This window comes from Bartonella eidoli, from assembly GCF_036576145.1.
Taxonomy (GTDB): Bacteria; Pseudomonadota; Alphaproteobacteria; order Rhizobiales; family Rhizobiaceae; genus Bartonella.
Window position 1 is genome coordinate 46,109 of record NZ_JBAFWX010000003.1, and the last position, 17,246, is coordinate 63,354.

Sequence of the window (17,246 nt, forward strand, 5' to 3'; positions counted from 1 at the left end):
TATCTTTTTTATGATAAAAAGCACACAGAAATGAAAAATTTTGATATCGACTTTTTAACCACAATCCCCTCCAATCACGCTTACTTCTGTATTTGAAGGACGATTTGACATAAAATTCTGTACTAATTTAAAAATAAATCATTTCTCTAAAAAAGCATTTTATCAAACAAAATTTTGACACCAGAAATTCAAAAAAATAAGAAAAATAAATAAAACCCCCTTAATAAACTATTTATCCTTAGAACTTTTCTAAAAATGGCTTTCCATGATATTTTCTAACACGCTCTATTTAAAATAATCCCCTGAGAAATCTATATCTCGATATAATCTCCTGAGAAATTTACATCAATAAGATGCTCAAAATATCTCACAGCGCTTATGACCATTCCTCTAATAAATGTCCAAACTTCACTCACTCTGTCTTTCACCTTGCTCATCATACCGTCATTTACCTGCCCCACTCTTTCAATTACAAATCTTTCTTTCTCAAAAGTTTTATTTCTAGCCCCTTCTTGTTCAATGCGTTTATCCCTAACACTGATAATTGCTGCATTCATTGCTCTACTATCTTGTATTGCTACAGAAACAAAAATGCCTTGCTGATCACTTTCTAAATTTGCATTAGCGCTTATAATTTGCAAAAAAAAACCAACAACTATTAAAAAAGCATATAAAAAAACATTTTCAAATTTGACCATAATCTTACCTCAAATTCTCTTCTTTTCTTTTTAATTAAAAAGCGAAAACAAACATATTTTTTTGGAAAGCCACAATCATAAGTTGTATATTATAAATAGGTCAAAAACACGGATGAAAATAGCAACATCACTTTCCCCCGATTAATCTATCCCTAAAAAATCTAGAAAATTAAACTTGAAAATATCTGCTAAACAAACGCCCCTCCCTCATTTCTAGAGACAATGTAAAAGAGATAAACCTATAAATGATAAGCCATTTTTTCAAAAAAGTCTAGCTAAAAACGGCTTATCATAATCATCAATATATTTTAATACATGCCATTCAAACTATCCGTAAGATGAAAATTCAACGCTATTGTTCTAAAATCATCTTGGCAACGCCTGATAAATACTGCAAAAGGATTGAAAATAAACCACTAAAAATACTTCAATATCCTTTTCCACAGCAGCTTATTCACATTAACATAATCTACTTTTTCCATCCTTCTGATTTTAAATTACTCATTTTTATAAAAGTCTTCATCTAAAATATAAACAATCATTGTCCTCATAGTGCCAATATCCTGTATTGTTGTACAATAGGAAAAGCATATTGAAGTTTATTTTTGCAAAATCTGCATTAGCACCTACAACTTGAAAAACAGGGAGACACTGCAAAAACATACACAGCATATTTTTTTTAAGCATTGTAGTCATCATTTTACCTCACAGTCTTTTTTCTTTTTAAAAAATCAAAGAACATCCAAAGAAATAGGCTCATTTGTATATTGGACTGCATAAATATAATACATTTATAAATCGCATTTATTTGAAATAACACTAAAAGCGATAACTTAAACCACCAGAAAAAGTTGTTCCCATAAAACCAGCCTTTGTTAACTTATGCTGATAAGCTAAATCACCATAAAGCGTAAGCTTAGGAAGTAACTGAGCGTTAAAGCCCAAACCAGCTTCTAAAGAAGAACCAGAAGCGCCTAACTGAAAAGCATCTTTAAAATAAACAGAGTGTTTATTTTCAAAATTATGCGTCAAGTGAAGTTTTCCGTAAAAAGAAATAATATGCGCTTCTTTAGTTACAGAAAGCGTCTTAGTTAAATGTCCACCAACACGCATCGTCAATTGATCAGGTTTGCCCATATTAATATCAAAACCATCAATATCGCGCGCTTTATTAAACTGAAAAAGTTGATAAATAAACTGAACTTGTGGATCAAAAACAATGCTTGCGTCCTCTGTCGTAAACGCTCTACCAGCAGTCAATGACGTACTCAACGGGTTTCCCTTTAATGATGCCGTCTTATTACGTGCAAGAGTGAAAACATCACCTTTAAACAAACCATAGGATAAAAGACCGTCTACATAAAAGCCTGTGTCACATTCTAAGCTACCATATGCAGTAACTGACCATTTATCAAATATACTCTTCTGACTTTGTTTAACATTCAAAGGCTGCAAAGAGAATTTTCCATAGTTCCCCATCACTCCAAAAGATATAATACCATATATGTTTTCAATTGTTTTCAACACAGCACCCGCCTCTACAGCATTATAATCAAGATCACCGCTATACCCATACTCTAGTAAAGATAAATCTGAATTATAACGGTGATGGCCACCATACCCGTGTATAAATAGAGCGGGATTTTTATCAATTTTCAACAATCGGCTAGAAATAGTGCGCATAGTTTCTAACTGCTTGTTTTGATTATTAATATCCATCAAACCAGAATGAAGTAAAAAATTTGGCAAAAGAAGATAGGTTGGAATTTGTGGAACAACGGCCCGCACATTATTATCTAAAGACGCAACATGTTGCAAAACTGATATAAGGCTAGGCCTTACCGGGGAAATGGCGGGAGAATTAGGCTCAGATACGGCAGGAACGGAGGCAGAAGATGTAACAGGAATAGTATCAAACTCAGATACAGTGGGAGCAGTAGGTCTAACAAGAACGGAATCAGTATTAGACGTAGAAGAGTCAGTAGGTCTAATAGGAAATTCGTCAGACTCAGGTTTAACAAGAACAGTAGATGTAACAACAGTGGCATGAGGATCAGATGATGTAGGAGGAACATCAGGCGTCATAAAAGTGGAACCAGTATCAGGGACAGTAGAAGGAGGAGCTATAGGGTCCGATGATGTGGAAGGAACATCAGGCGTCATAAAGGTGGAACCAGTATCAGGGACAGTAGAAGGAGGAGTTATAGGATCAAATGATGTAGGGGGAAAATCAGGCGTCATAAAAGTGGAACCAGTATCAGGTATAGAAGGAGGAATTATAGGAATATCAATTATAGTCGGATGTATAGACGAAACATTGATATTGGGATCCGATTCCGTAGAAGAAGAACCAACATCAGATCCAGTATCATCAGGATTGACATTTGTTACAGAGTTAAGAACATCATCAATAAAAGTATTGTTAGACTCATCTGGATCAACAACAGGAGGGACATAAGGTAAAACAGCCTTACTTTCGAGGCGAAAATCCCAAAATGGTTTAGTGCCTTCAACCAATCTCTGATCAGAATTTGCTAGTCCCAAAGTAGAACTTGGACCGTAGGCAACAAGATGATATTGATAAGGTGATCCTACGAATACAGTATAACCACCAGCAAGCTTAAAAGAGTCCTTAGTAGCATTTCCAGAAACTTGAATCAATGAAATGCCTTTATTATTACCTTTACCAGTACTTTTTCCTGGGTGTCCTAATCTAATTGGAACACCTTGCACATATACTGTTGTTTCTCCTGCAACATCCCCATGAATTAAAAGCCTGTCAGTTTTTTGGCGTTGGATATCCCCTCCCTCCCCCAAGCATGTATTAAGATAAAGACGGGCTTTACCTTTCGCAGTGTAAACAGTACCAACCCCTTTTCCGATACGAAGTGTTTGATAATCACTGGCTTTGTTAGATTCTATTTTATCAAAATGAACAGAGCTATTATCAAGATATATTGATGAAATATGCATAGAATTCAAATTCTTAGACAATAATTCTTGAATTTCTCTGCCTGCTGGCCTAGATAGCACCCATTTCGAGTTATTAGTTAATGTAATTTCTGCGGTAGAACTATCATCAATATAAGCTTTACCTACAAGTATAGAAGCATCAGCATTAATCTTCACAGATGACGTATCTTCAGCCTTTAACAATAAATCTCCAAAAACCGTTGAACCTTCTGAGAGTTGAACAGTACTACCAAATTTTCTGCTATAAATAGCTATACCACTTGGAGCTATAAACATTGTCTTCTTTAAATTAACAGAGCCTCGTCCAGCTTGAAATGTTTTGTTCCCGTTAAATGCTGTCTCCCAAAAAAAACCCATCCCATACAGTGAGGTATTCCCCTTCACTATAAAAGCAGAGTTTTTAATATCAGCATGGTTCGCAATACCCTCTAATAAAAGGCCATGAGCATTAACAGCATCAACTGTACTTTTATAAAGATTAATACGACTATTGCCTTGAAGCATATGCAAAGCTGCATTTTTGTCACTCCCATCTGGACTTCTCATTTGATTACTTTTTTCAGTAACCAAAACTTTATTTAAAGTGATCTCCCCAGATCCTGCCGCTTGCGCCCCTATACCGTCGGTAACATCAATGCTTCCCCCTTCCATTTTAACTTTCGCATTATTATGACTAAAGAGACCTATAGCATTCGTACCCATCTCAATTTTTGAATTGGTTAAAGTAATAAGAGATTGACGACCACCGACACTGACGCCTCTTCTTGTTGCTTCTATCAACCCAATATCCATCTCAAATGTTCCATAATCAACATCTACCCCAATTGATACACCCTTCAATTTTGATTTTTTTAAAGAAACCTTTCCTTCCTCAAATATCCTGACACCATACCGCAACCCGCTTTCTTCTGAATTTAGATTACTGCTTATATTTACACCATCAATGGTTACATTTTCTGCATTAATCGATGTATTTTTTTTCGATGCAGTTATAGCTCCATAAATATCTTTTCCAGGGTTATAGGTTCTATGGCTAATGTCATGCTTTTTACCATCATTACATCGATACGATGGAGCATTCTCATTACATGTAAATATATCCTCTCTGGGAGGTTTTACATTACTGTTAGCAGCATTGGTGTGAGCGACATTAGTATTAGCGGCATTGGTGTTAGCGGTATTGCTGTTAGCATTATGTGTGAAGAAAAGAAACGCCGTCGTAAAAGTACATAAAGATAATTGATTTTTAGACATTTTGATCATTATTTTTCTACAAACTTTCTTCCCCTTCTCATGAAAAACAAAACACGCCTTCTGCTTAATAACCTTCATTGCGTGCGGTTAATATAATACATTTTGTGTTCTATTAATACGTTTTGTGTTTTATGTAAAGATGAAATCAAAAAAATACTCAAATGTCATAGTTCCAAATATATAGCTCTTTTGTACATCATCAGTCGAAAAATAAACAAAAACAGTAAACTATCACCCTCACAACAATTACAAAAAGCACTGAATTTATAAATCGTTACGAAATGTGTACATCAAAAAATAATGCGCATAAAAACCAAACTATTTTCTAAGAAGAACAAAAAATGCACCTTTGAATAAAAATATATCTTCAAAATTTTTGAACAAATAAAACTTATATAATATAAAAAAAGCCACAAGAAAAACTCATGGCTTTTTACCTAAAATGATTAATCAAAATACAATCAAATTAGAAATGATAGCGCAGTCCACCTGAAAAAGTAGTCCCTAAGAAACCCGCCTTTGTAAGCTTATGCTGATAAGCTAAATCACCATAAAGAGCAAGTTTAGGAAACAACTGAGCATTAAAGCCTAGCCCAGCTTCCAGAGAAGAACCAAAAGAACCCAACTGAAAAGCATCCTTGAAATGCACTAAATGTTTCTTTCCAAAACTGTGGGCCAAATTAAGCTTTCCGTAGAAAGAAATCACATGCCCTTCTTCATTAGAGGTAAGAACTTTAGTTAAACGCCCACCAACACGTGCTACCCACTGATCAAGCTTTCCCATTTGAACATCAAAGCCGTCAATATCACGCGCCTTATCAAAATTGAGATACTGATAGACAATCTGAGCCTGCGGATCCAAAAAAAGGCCTTCACAATTTGTCATAAACATTTTACCAGCAGTCACTGAAGCATTTAAAAGATCACCCTTCAATGTCGCTGTCTTTCCCCTTGCAAGCGTTACAATATCACCTTTAAATATACCGTAAGATAACAGACCATCGATATAGAAGCCCTCATCATGTTGAATGCCACCATATGCTGTAATTGACCATTTATCAAATGTACTCTTCCGACTTTGTTTAACATCCAGAGGTTGCAAAGAAAGCTTTCCATAAGTCCCTATGATACCCAAAGACGCTGTGCTTTCCTCATTCTCAATTGTTTGCAATAAAATACCCGCTTCTCCGGCACCATAACTTAGATCACCTTTATAACCATATTTTGATGCAGATAAATCAGGAACATAACGCTGATTACTCCCATAACCGCGTATAAAAAATGCAGGAATTTCATCATCTTTCAGTAATCCGCCAAAATTATTCCTCACAGCTTCTAAACGCTTATTTTGATTGCTTACATCAACTAAACCAGCGTGAAACAAAGCATTCGATAAAATTAAATAAGTCGGAACCTGTGGTACAACTTCTCTTACTCCTGGCTCTGGGATCGGACGCGGTCCTGGCCCTGGCTCTGGTCCTGGCCCTGGCTCTGGTCTTGGTCCTGGCTCTGGTTTTGGCCCTGGCTCTGGTTTTGGCCCTGGCTCTGGACTTGGTTTAACATATGCACTATGAAGACGGAAATCCCAAAAATCCTTTTTACTTTCTTCTTCTGGATTTTCTCCTTCAGGGGCAACCGCTGCAACCTGACCCTCTGGTAAACCTTCTTCACCGTGCATTATTTTAATTTTCTGATTAGGATCAGCTTTCCCTAAAAAAGAATCTGGACCATAAGCGTGAAGCCTATATTGGTAAGGCGCATTCTCCAAAGTAACATACTCACCATATAACTTAAAAGAATCCTGCTTAGCTTTCCCAGAAACTTGAATAATTGAAATCCCTTTATCATTACCCTGCCCCGTGCTTCCTCCTGGACTTCCTTCAGCAGCGCGCACATAAACCATAGTTGGCCCACCCGAAACATGACCACGAATTATAACACGATCCGTCTTTTGATTCTCTAAGGAACCACCTTCATTCAAATATGTGCGAAGACTAATCTTTGCACTATCTTGAGCTATGTAAGCAACACCCCCCCCATGTCCAATAAAAAGTGCTTGATAATCATTATTTAAAGGGGATTCAAAAAAATAAACAGAACTATCATCAAGAAGTAAACGTGAAACAAATGAATTATTTGAACCATTTTTCCTAAATTTACGCTGTAAAATCCATTGCGACTGCCCACTCAAAACCACATTAGTATACGACATACCATCGAGATAACTTCCCCCCACAAGAAAAGATCTCTCAGAAGCAAAAACATCAATAGAAGCGCCGTTCTCAGCTTTTAAAAATAAATCATTTGAATCTATAATACTTCGCTTCAGTTCAATAATACCATCTATAGAATCATTTCCATAAATAGCTGTATCTTCAACAAAAAATCTCGTATCGTTTAAGTGGATGAAACTTAATTGAGGTAAAGTATTCTCACTCTCTTCAATGGCAGGGATATACCCTTTTGCCTCATGTAGTTTTTCTTTTTTAAAATATATACCATAGGATTCACTACCTTTCACATAAAAAGTAGATCCCAGCATACCAACTTCTGCTGCAAAATATTCCTCTCCCTCATATGCTTCTGTTCCTTTTCCGTTCGAATAAGACATACGAATAGAAGTATCTTTCATCACTATACCATGGGTATTAATAGCGATAACTTCTCCATATTTAGAATCAACATAACCACCCGCTTCTAAAAGAAAAGCCGCGTAATTTTTCTTATTGTCTCGTGCACCATCCCTTTGAACTAAAACATTTTCAAGAAACACAGCCCCATCCCACGACGCAAAAACCCCATGATTCTTTTGAAAATCAATTAGCCCCCTTTCAATTACAACATATGCACCACCGACACTAGAAATAGTTGCGAGATCACGTTCCTTAACACTAAAATTACCGCCTGTCTTAATTGTTACATCGCTTAAAGTAACCAACGTGGGCACTCCGACTGCCTGAACCGCAGTCTCGACTTCCTCAATAAGCCCCCCACTAACAGAAACTGATCCATTACTCACATGAATCCCTACCTCGGCATTTTTAATAGTAGAATTAATCAAATCAACATGTCCACCCTCTGATACAGATACACCACGTTGAAAAAACACTTCTGGGTCTCTACTGAATATAAATACACCCTCCCCTTTTACCACTGTTGGTGTAACTGCTGGCCTAATAACTCCTGGTTTTTTATCTTCTTCACTAGACCCTTTAACAGTTATAGCAACACGTCCTAACCCCGAAGGAAAATGGGTCATCTTTTCTTTTGTTATCATATATATATTATTATTAAGTACAGTCTTATCTCCACAGTTTTTGCACGAATAATGCAAAGTAGTGTTTGTATCATCAAAATGATGCGGACTAGGGATTACACCATAATAATCAGCATCATCTTCATCAAATACCTCTTCAACTTTCACACGACCAGAATTATCCCCTTTTAAAACGCTATCACCAGAAATATTATGATTATCAGAAACATCTGGAGAAAGACTATGAAAGGACGAAGAAGAGCCATAGGCCTCATTAGGGAGGTGAAGGGAAGCATAAATGGAATTGGGATCAAAATCAGGATGAAGAGAATTGCTATCCTTAGAAAGCACAGTAATGTTATACCTAGGATTTTCAGCAACTCCTACTGGTACTGAAAATGGAATTGTATCAACTCTTACTGGCACTGAATCTAGAGTTACAGCAGCTGGAGTTACACCAGTTGGAGTTACAGTAATTTTTATTCCGTTAGCATAATGAACACTCCCAACAGAAGAATCAAGACTACTGTCAACGATACCGTGCATTGCTCTACCAGTTGCTTCTTCCGCATTTGCGTATCCCCATATACCATTTTGTAACACAGAAAGAATAGCCGTTGTCAGAGTACATAAACGTACATGCTTTTTAAACACTTTAATCATAGCTAATCATAGCTCCATCGAAACTTCCTTTCCCCTCTCATTAGAAAATAAAAGAACCCCTTAAACGCATCTCAAAAGAAACTAAAAGATGCATTTAGTGCTCATTTGACACGTGCAATAAGCTATCCAAATCGATTGGGCAGAATATCTACCTGCAGCGAACAACTACCTATAAGCGAACAGTTACTTAAAGCACTTAATAGGTGTATAATACATTATATATTAAGTGTAAAGAAAAAATAAAACCATTGCGTGTAATTTAAATGATTTATTTACCCTTATGCTCTGCAAAATATTGACACCAGATAAGTAAAGAGTGAAAAAATTTTAAAACGCATTTTTTACAATATGGTTTTGAGAGTTAGTTAATTAATAATAAAGTGAAATAAGACATTGAGGCGGATATAGAACTTCCCATCATTAAATATCTTCTCAAGTAAAATAATCTAAATATATCGTGTTATTATCACTGATAATTTTAAAAAATTCTTTATTTACAAAGAAATAGTAAGATTATCCAACAAGCCTTCTTCTCTTGTATGCAAACTAAAGAGAGAAAAGTTAAGCTCTTTACACAAATATCAAAAAAACATTTTGGAGACAAATAAGATATAAAAAGGCGGCATAATATGCCGCCTTTTTGTTTATAAGATGCCTATTATGTTCTTATTTAAAACTGATAGCGCAATCCACCAGAGAAACTAGCTCCAGAAAAACCAGCTTTATTCAGCTTATGTTGGTACACAAAATCACCATGAAGCGCAAAATGGGAGTAAAACTTGATATTAACACCCAACCCAGCTTCTATAGATGAACCATAAGAGCCTAACTGGAAAGAATCTTTGAAATGAACAGATTGTTTTTTCCCAAAATTATGCGTCAGATGAAGCTTACCATAAACAAAAACAGCGCGCTCATCTTCAAACTCAACAGGGTTCTTGGTTAAACGTCCACCAACACGGACCACCCATTGATTTAGTTTTCCCATGTCGATATCAAAATTATCTATATCACGCGTTTTATTAAATCCAAGATGTTGATACACAACCTGAACCTGAGGATCCCAAACAAAACCTTCATATCCTATATCAAAGGCCTTACCACCAGTTAATGAAGCACTGAGAGGATTACCCTTTAATGTTGCTGTTGTTCCTCGTGCAAGAGTGGAAACATCACCTTTAAATATACCATATGATAAAAGACCATCAGCATAAAAACCTTCATCGTTCTGCACACTGCTATATGCTGTAACTGACCATTTATCAAATTCACTTTTTTGGCTTTGTTCAACATCTAAAGGATGTACAGAAAACCTTCCATAAGAGCCTATAACCCCAAAAGACACAGTACTGTACGCATTTTCAATTGTGTACAACGAAGCACCTGCCTCTATAGCATGATAGCCAAAATCACCTGCATATCCATATTCAGCTGCAGATAAGTCTGAATTATAACGGTAGCTACCACCATAGCCGCGCAAAAATACAGTAGGATTCTCATAAACTTCCAACAAACCATTCTTGGTATTTCTTATAGTTTCCAACTGCCTGTTTTGATTATTTATATCCATTAATCCAGTGTGGAATAAGGTATTTGGCAAGAGCAAATAAGTTGGAACTTGCGGGACAACAGACTTCACAACGTTTTCAGAATCAGAAGTAGAAAGAGTGTCTATTGGAGAAGTACGTTTAGGAGCAGTAGAAACATATGCAGAATCAGTTAATGCAACATACTGATTTTCTAAGCGAAATTCCCAAAAGTCTTTTCCGCTTTCAGCCAATGTAGGATCAAAATAAACGACATCCGTCCCTGCACGAGCCGTAGGACCGTAAGAACGAAGGGTATATTTGTAAGGCGAATTGTCTAACGTAACATATTCACCATCTAACTGGAAAGAATCCTTCTGCGCATGTCCATGAACTTGAATGAGTGAAACACCATGAACAATTTTATCATTCTTCCCATCTGTCCCTGCAACAGCCCTCACATGCACTGTAGTTTTTCCGTCAACATCCCCATGAATTAAAAGCCGATCGGTGACTTGATCATCACCCCTACCACTAGGATCTAAATACGCATTAAAGTAAATCCGCGCATCATCAAGTGCATGATACACAACACCATCACCTGTTCCAATACGAAGTGTCTGATATGAATGAGAATCAGATTCTGACGGCACAAATCGAATAGCACTATCTGAAAGTTTTACAAACGAAACACATGAATCTGAACAGAGAAAGTTGAAATTTCTGTAATGCTCATTCTTACTCTTACTCAATAGCCACTCTGATCTATTTAACAGCTCAATTTTTGCACGAGAACTCTTATCAATCCGAGCATCACCTGTAATCATAGAGTCGTTAACCACAACAGATACATCAGAACTACTTTTAGCTCTCAATAATGCATCACCGACAAGAGCAGATTTATCCTTTAAAGCAATACGCCCTATAGAATTCATACTGTAAACAGCAACACCGTTTGGAACTGTAAATTTTGTTCTTGGCAAAAAGACTTCTGACAACGATTTTGTACGGGAATTTTCCTTTTGTGATGATGCAGTTAATGTAGCTGCATTAGCATTCTTCTCTTGTGACTCCACAGTATGGCGCTTCATCCGTATTGATTGAATATTACCACTGCTACTTCTATCACCTACATTAAGTCCTCTACTAGGTGCCCTTGATATCTCATGCACATTTCTTTGACCAGAATCTTCGGGCAACATGTTAAGTGCACCTCCATCATCTGATGGTTTTGCTGATTCTTTACCCAAAAGCAATTCAACAGCTTTTTCTCTATCTACTTTATTTTCTGTCCCATCAAAATATATACCTAAAGATCCATTACCATTCACCGTAACGACCGAATTTTCGATTTTAGCTATATTATGAGCGTTTGTAAAATTATCTCTAAACCATACACCAGCACCATCAGTAATAACAGTCCCACGATCAAAGCTAACAACACCACCATCGCTCAACAGAAAAGCCGTCCTATGAAGAGTCGCCGGAGCATCCAAAATTACATCTCTGGGCTTTCCAATAAGGTTAACGTTTTCTAATTTAACACGTCCACCCAATTCAGCGATAACGGCCACACCTTTCTCTACACGGATAGATCCATAATCCATGGAGATCATACCATTATTATTACTACTTAAACCAGCGCTAGCAAAAAACCCTTTCACATTAATTTTTGTGTTATGCAAACGAATAGTTGATCCTCCAGAAGCAATAACACCTGCATAAAGAACATCTATCATTCCATCAGCCATCTTAATCTGTCCACCAGATCGAGCTTCAATTCCAATTGGGAAATCATAAATCCTTGAATCTCCAGAGGAAATTTCTGCACCTTTTTCTGCAAGCACAGCGCTCACAAAATCAGTATAATAAATTTGGTTTAAATTTTTTTGAAAACCTACACCTCTAATCACAACCTCATCCATGTTAACCGTGGTTTTTTTACGAGCCTCCCCTTGTCCTCCTACACGCACTGCATACACACTCGGAGTTCCCATTTTGAAAATACGCCCTTTCATTTTATGGATAGAACCATCATGACAGCGATAGGGAACCAGAACATCCTCCCTCCGATCGTTATTGTTATCAGAACACGTAATAACGTTACCAACTGAAGCAGTATTTTCAGCATCATCAAGAGTAGGAAATACAATAGAAGTGTCACCAATACTTAAAGACAAATCTTTTACAAAGTCAGACATAGATGCAGAAGACAAAACACGACCGACAGGCTTTGTAATAACCGATGCCGCATCTTCTTTAGTAAGCTGACTGGACAAGAGACCAACAATCGTTTCTGCATTTTCATCAGTAAGTTGGCTGGAAATAATCTCATCAGTTGCAAAAATATGAGGATTTAAAACAGGAGAACCACCTTGAAAAATAACAGCTGTAACATCAGTAGAAGTCGAAGGAACAAACACTTCAGAAGAACCTACACCACTTCCATCTTGGTAGTGTGGAGTAGTGCTACCTGCACCAACACCTACACTAGAAACATTTACTTCAGAACCAACTACCGAAGAGCCCCCTACTCCAGGAACACCTGCTGTAGAACCAATGACTGAAGGATGGCCTGCTTCTGTTCTAGGAATATCTGCCTCAGGAACAGGGCGACCTGTTGCACTATCATACAATAAACCATCTCTGCCAACATATATATACGAATGCGTTAAGTTTTGACCATTAGATAAATCTATTCCGGTATCATGACCATCAATATTATCATGATCCACATAATAACTATCATCAGAATGATCTTCTGTAGTCCCATCTCCTGTAGTCAATAAGGTATCTAAGTTTGTATGACTTTGAGAGGAAGGAACTGCAGATGAAGTAGATGAAAGAACTGACTCAGATAAAGATGTTCCGCTCCCTGCCGTACTTAACACAGGTGAAAGTATACCAGAAGATGCAGACCTTAAAACAGATGAAGACGCATTAGATGATAAAACATGTTCAGTAGTTGTACCGGGTGCAGCAGAACCAACTGTAGGAATTGTCTGTGTTTCAGTTAACTCAACAGAACCTGTCCCATCCGACGTAGTACTATCCTGAGAAGTAGCAGGAACCGGAGAGGTCGAATCCTGAGAGCCAGAAGTTTGAGAGGGAGCAGAAGTCCGAGAGGTCGAACTCTGAGAGCCAGAAGAAGAAGTCCGGGAAGAAGTGCTCTGAGGGGCGGGAACCAGAGTAATAAGACCCCCAGATGCGGAATGAGGAGAAGTCGTATGGGCATTAGCATTAGCAGTACCCGCAGCAGAATTCATAACAGAATTTATAAAAACACCGTCAGGAATAATATCAAAAGATGGAGCTTCAACAGTGACTAAAGAATCATCTTCGATAGCATCTAAAGAAGCACCATTACGACGAAGAGCAGGTATCGCTCCAACAGGCTTAGGAGCAGAATTTGAACGTTCAGGTTGAGAAGGTTGGTTTTCTAATCGAAAATCCCAAAACTGTTTTCCATTTTCAGATACACTCTGACCAGAATGCGATACATGCACAATATTAAATGGACCATGAGCGTTTAAAACATATTTATAAGGCGAATTGTTTAACGTAGTATAGCCGCCAGACAATTGAAAAGAATCCCGCTCTACACCCCCTCCATACACTTGAATGAGTGAAACACTCCGACCTTTAGTATTATCTTCTCTAAAATCTGAATGTTGTAAACCAGACGATGAATCATCTTGTACATATACTGTAGTTTTTCCAAAAACATCTCCATGAATCAAAAGACGATCAGCCACTCGATTATTGCTCAAATTACCAAAATCTTGGCTGACATTAAAATAAATCTTAGACCCCCCTCTTTCCAACCCTGCTTTATAAACTTCTCCACTCCCATGACCAATACGAAGTGTTTGATATTTATCAGAACTATTCTTTGGAGATACAAATCTAATTGCACTATTTTTAAGCTCTACCAATGAAACACAAGAATCCAAACAATTTCTTATATCATTCCGATTGCTGTGCGGAGCTTTTACTAAAGACCACTCTGAATTTTGATACAGGTAAATTTTGGCCTGTGATGTAGGAGCCATCCAAACGCCACCGACAATTGAGGAATCTATAACAGAGATTGTAGTTTGAGATCTATTATTAGCCTGTAATAATAAATCACCGGAAAGTCGCGAACCCTTGTTTAAAATAACATTAGCTACACCATTGCCACGATTGTAAATAGCCGTACCATTTTTAACATCAAAAATTGTTTTTGTTAATGTAATCTCTTTACGATCCAGAAAACCTGCCCCCTTGGTTCTCATTTGTAGGGGCGATATCGCAGGTTGAGCTGCCATACTTCTCGAACTGAAAATACCTGCATTTACATCTTTCACCATTTTCGCAGTTTTTTGCAGCTCCAAGGGCCGAACATGGACCAAAAAAGTATCTTTATTTAAACGAAGGTCCCTATTTGAACGAAGACCACTAAAATACATACCATATGCCGCTTGACTCGCCACTTCAATAACTGAATTGTGAAGCGCAATATTCCCATTACCAAAAACCTGTAACCCGTTTTGAGTATTAACTTTCACAGTACCATCACGAAACTCAATAGAGCCACCATTTTCTACTAAAAAAGCCGTACTATAAAAATGTGGTGTTCCAGTATTTATGCTATCAATTTGAACTTTATTTAAATTAACGCGCCCACCATCTCCTGATTGAACCCCTATTCCATTTCTCAATGTGATCGACCCCGACCCCATCGTGATAGTTCCATTCTGACTAACGAGACCTGCCGCATTTGGACCTCTATCGAGAACAATCCTCGTATCCTTTAAATGAATAGATGCCCCAGAACCAGCCACTGCCCCTACATGGAAAACATCAATTCGTCCACCTGTCATAGATATTTTTCCACCCCAGTATGCCTCAAGCCCAATCGGAAATGCCTTAATAGTTGTCTCCTTCTGTTTTCCCGCCCCTAAAGAAATGATCGCATTTTGTCCTGCTAATACAGCACTCACCACCTCGGAATTTTTATGAGATTTTTCATTATAAGAAAAATTTATGGTAACAGTATCGCTATTTAATTCAAAATGTTCATCTCCAACGATAGTTATGCCTTTTCCATTAATAGTTATATCCCCTGTCTTTACAACTCCAGCATCATACGTATTTATACTGGTCCCATAACCACTTTTTCTCTTATTTATCGCATCAAAATCCACTATTGTATTGCCATAATTAGCAATAGCATCATCGGTTACACCATAAAACTCAACCATACCGGAAAGATCACTCCCCGGAATCCCTGCACGCAAAGCGTTCTTACCACCCTTTTCCATCTTAAAGGCATATCCATTAATTTCATGTATGGACGAATTACCCGCCCCGTCACGCTTACAAATATAAGGAGGAGAAAGAGGAGAAGGAGGAGGGGAAAGAGGGGAAAGAGGGGGAAGAGCAGAAGGAGGAACAAAAAGAACAGAAGAAGTACCACTTTTTGATCTTATGTGAGAAGGAGAAACAACACTTCCCTTTCTCGAAGAACTTGAATCAATAGGACATGGAAGAACCACACCTGCGCCACTATAACTTCCTACACAAGTATCCATACCCTGTAAAAATAAAAAAACACTTGTTGTAATAGCGCACAAATGCGTATGTTTTTTAAACACATTAATCATATTAAAACTTTCTAAAGTAAGTAGTTTTGCAAAAGCATTAATTCGTAAGTACAAAATGAGGCATGAGTCCAATTTGTAACATATGCAAAACAACATTACAACATAATGTTCTTTATAATTTTATTGCATTACGCATAAAAAAGTCTAAATTGATATCTTAAGTGGGAAAAACCCTTTAATTTTTTAAAAAGGATAAAATGAAATGATCAAACATCTAAAATGGGCAGCTTCTATCTTAGTTGTTGCTATGAGCTTTACAGCATTTACATTGGAAAATGTAAGTGCTAATTCAACTGTAACTATTAATCATGTTTCAGGCACTACTCCTGTTCCCACCTCTCCTAAAAAAGTTGTTGTATTCGATTTAGCAACACTTGATAATATGAAACGCCTTGGCATAAGCGCTGTCGCGGGTGTTCCTGAAGGGAAAAAACCTGAATATTTACAAGAATTTGATGATGCAAAATATGAAAAAATTGGCACTATTTTCGAACCAGATTATGAAAAAATTGCTGCCCTTCAACCCGATTTAATTGTTATTTCTTCGCGGACTCAAACCAAGTATAAAGACTTATCTAAGATTGCTCCAACTATTGATTTAACAGTAAGGAATCAAGACTCCCTTGAAGATATAAAGAATAATGTGTCTATTCTTGGGAAAATTTTTGGCAAAGAAGAGGAAGCAAAAAAAGAGATTGCACAACTCAACGAAAATCTAGAAAAAGTTCGTAAAAGCACTAAAGGAAAAGGTACAGGCCTCATATTGATGACCTCTGGTGGAAAAATAAGTGCTCTTGGTCCTCAATCGCGTTTTGATATTATCCATTCCCAATTTGGAATCGCTGCTGCTACAGATAAATTAACAGTACAGAAACATGGACAGCTTATTTCTCCAGAATTTATTCTTGAAACCAATCCTGATTGGTTATTGGTTATCGATCGTGATGCAGCAATCGGGAGAGAAGGACAATCAGCAGCACAATTACTCAATAATGAACTTGTCCACCGCACAGTAGCAGGAAAACAAAACCAAATTATTTATTTAGATTCTTGGAATTGGTATCGAGCTAGTGGTGGTCTAACTGGTCTTAACGAAGCAGCTGAACAAATCAGTAAAGCATTTACAAAAAGTAAATAAGTATACAAATAACTTGCCTACTATAAAAATAAAATTTAAGGGTAGAGGTTTTTAATATCCTCTGCTCTTTTTTCTAGGAAGTGATTCATT

At 37.1% G+C, this 17,246-nt stretch carries 5 protein-coding genes; 1 reads left to right on the top strand and 4 read right to left on the bottom strand.

What is annotated here, in order from left to right; genetic code table 11:
- Positions 1-311 precede the first annotated feature (311 nt).
- The 4 genes from V5N68_RS02795 to V5N68_RS02810 form a co-directional block, all read right to left on the bottom strand.
- A complete protein-coding gene (locus V5N68_RS02795; RefSeq protein WP_332065668.1) occupies positions 312-698 on the bottom strand; it encodes a hypothetical protein in 387 nt (128 codons plus the stop codon).
- An 819-nt stretch (positions 699-1,517) separates the two neighbouring features.
- Complete coding sequence (locus V5N68_RS02800; protein WP_332065669.1) at positions 1,518-4,925, bottom strand: autotransporter outer membrane beta-barrel domain-containing protein; 3,408 nt, start codon at positions 4,923-4,925, stop codon at positions 1,518-1,520.
- A 466-nt stretch (positions 4,926-5,391) separates the two neighbouring features.
- Positions 5,392-8,844 carry an autotransporter outer membrane beta-barrel domain-containing protein gene (locus tag V5N68_RS02805; protein ID WP_332065670.1) on the bottom strand — a complete coding sequence of 1,151 codons (3,453 nt, stop codon included), beginning with the start codon at positions 8,842-8,844 and terminating at the stop codon, positions 5,392-5,394.
- Positions 8,845-9,514: 670 nt separating this feature from the next.
- Positions 9,515-16,018 carry an autotransporter outer membrane beta-barrel domain-containing protein gene (locus V5N68_RS02810; protein WP_332065671.1) on the bottom strand — a complete coding sequence of 2,168 codons (6,504 nt, stop codon included), beginning with the start codon at positions 16,016-16,018 and terminating at the stop codon, positions 9,515-9,517.
- Between the two features lie 202 nt (positions 16,019-16,220).
- On the opposite strand from V5N68_RS02810, the gene V5N68_RS02815 reads away from it, so the two are divergent.
- Positions 16,221-17,156: a siderophore ABC transporter substrate-binding protein gene (locus tag V5N68_RS02815; protein WP_332065672.1), complete on the top strand. Its 936-nt coding sequence runs from the start codon at positions 16,221-16,223 to the stop codon at positions 17,154-17,156.
- Positions 17,157-17,246: the final 90 nt, after the last annotated feature.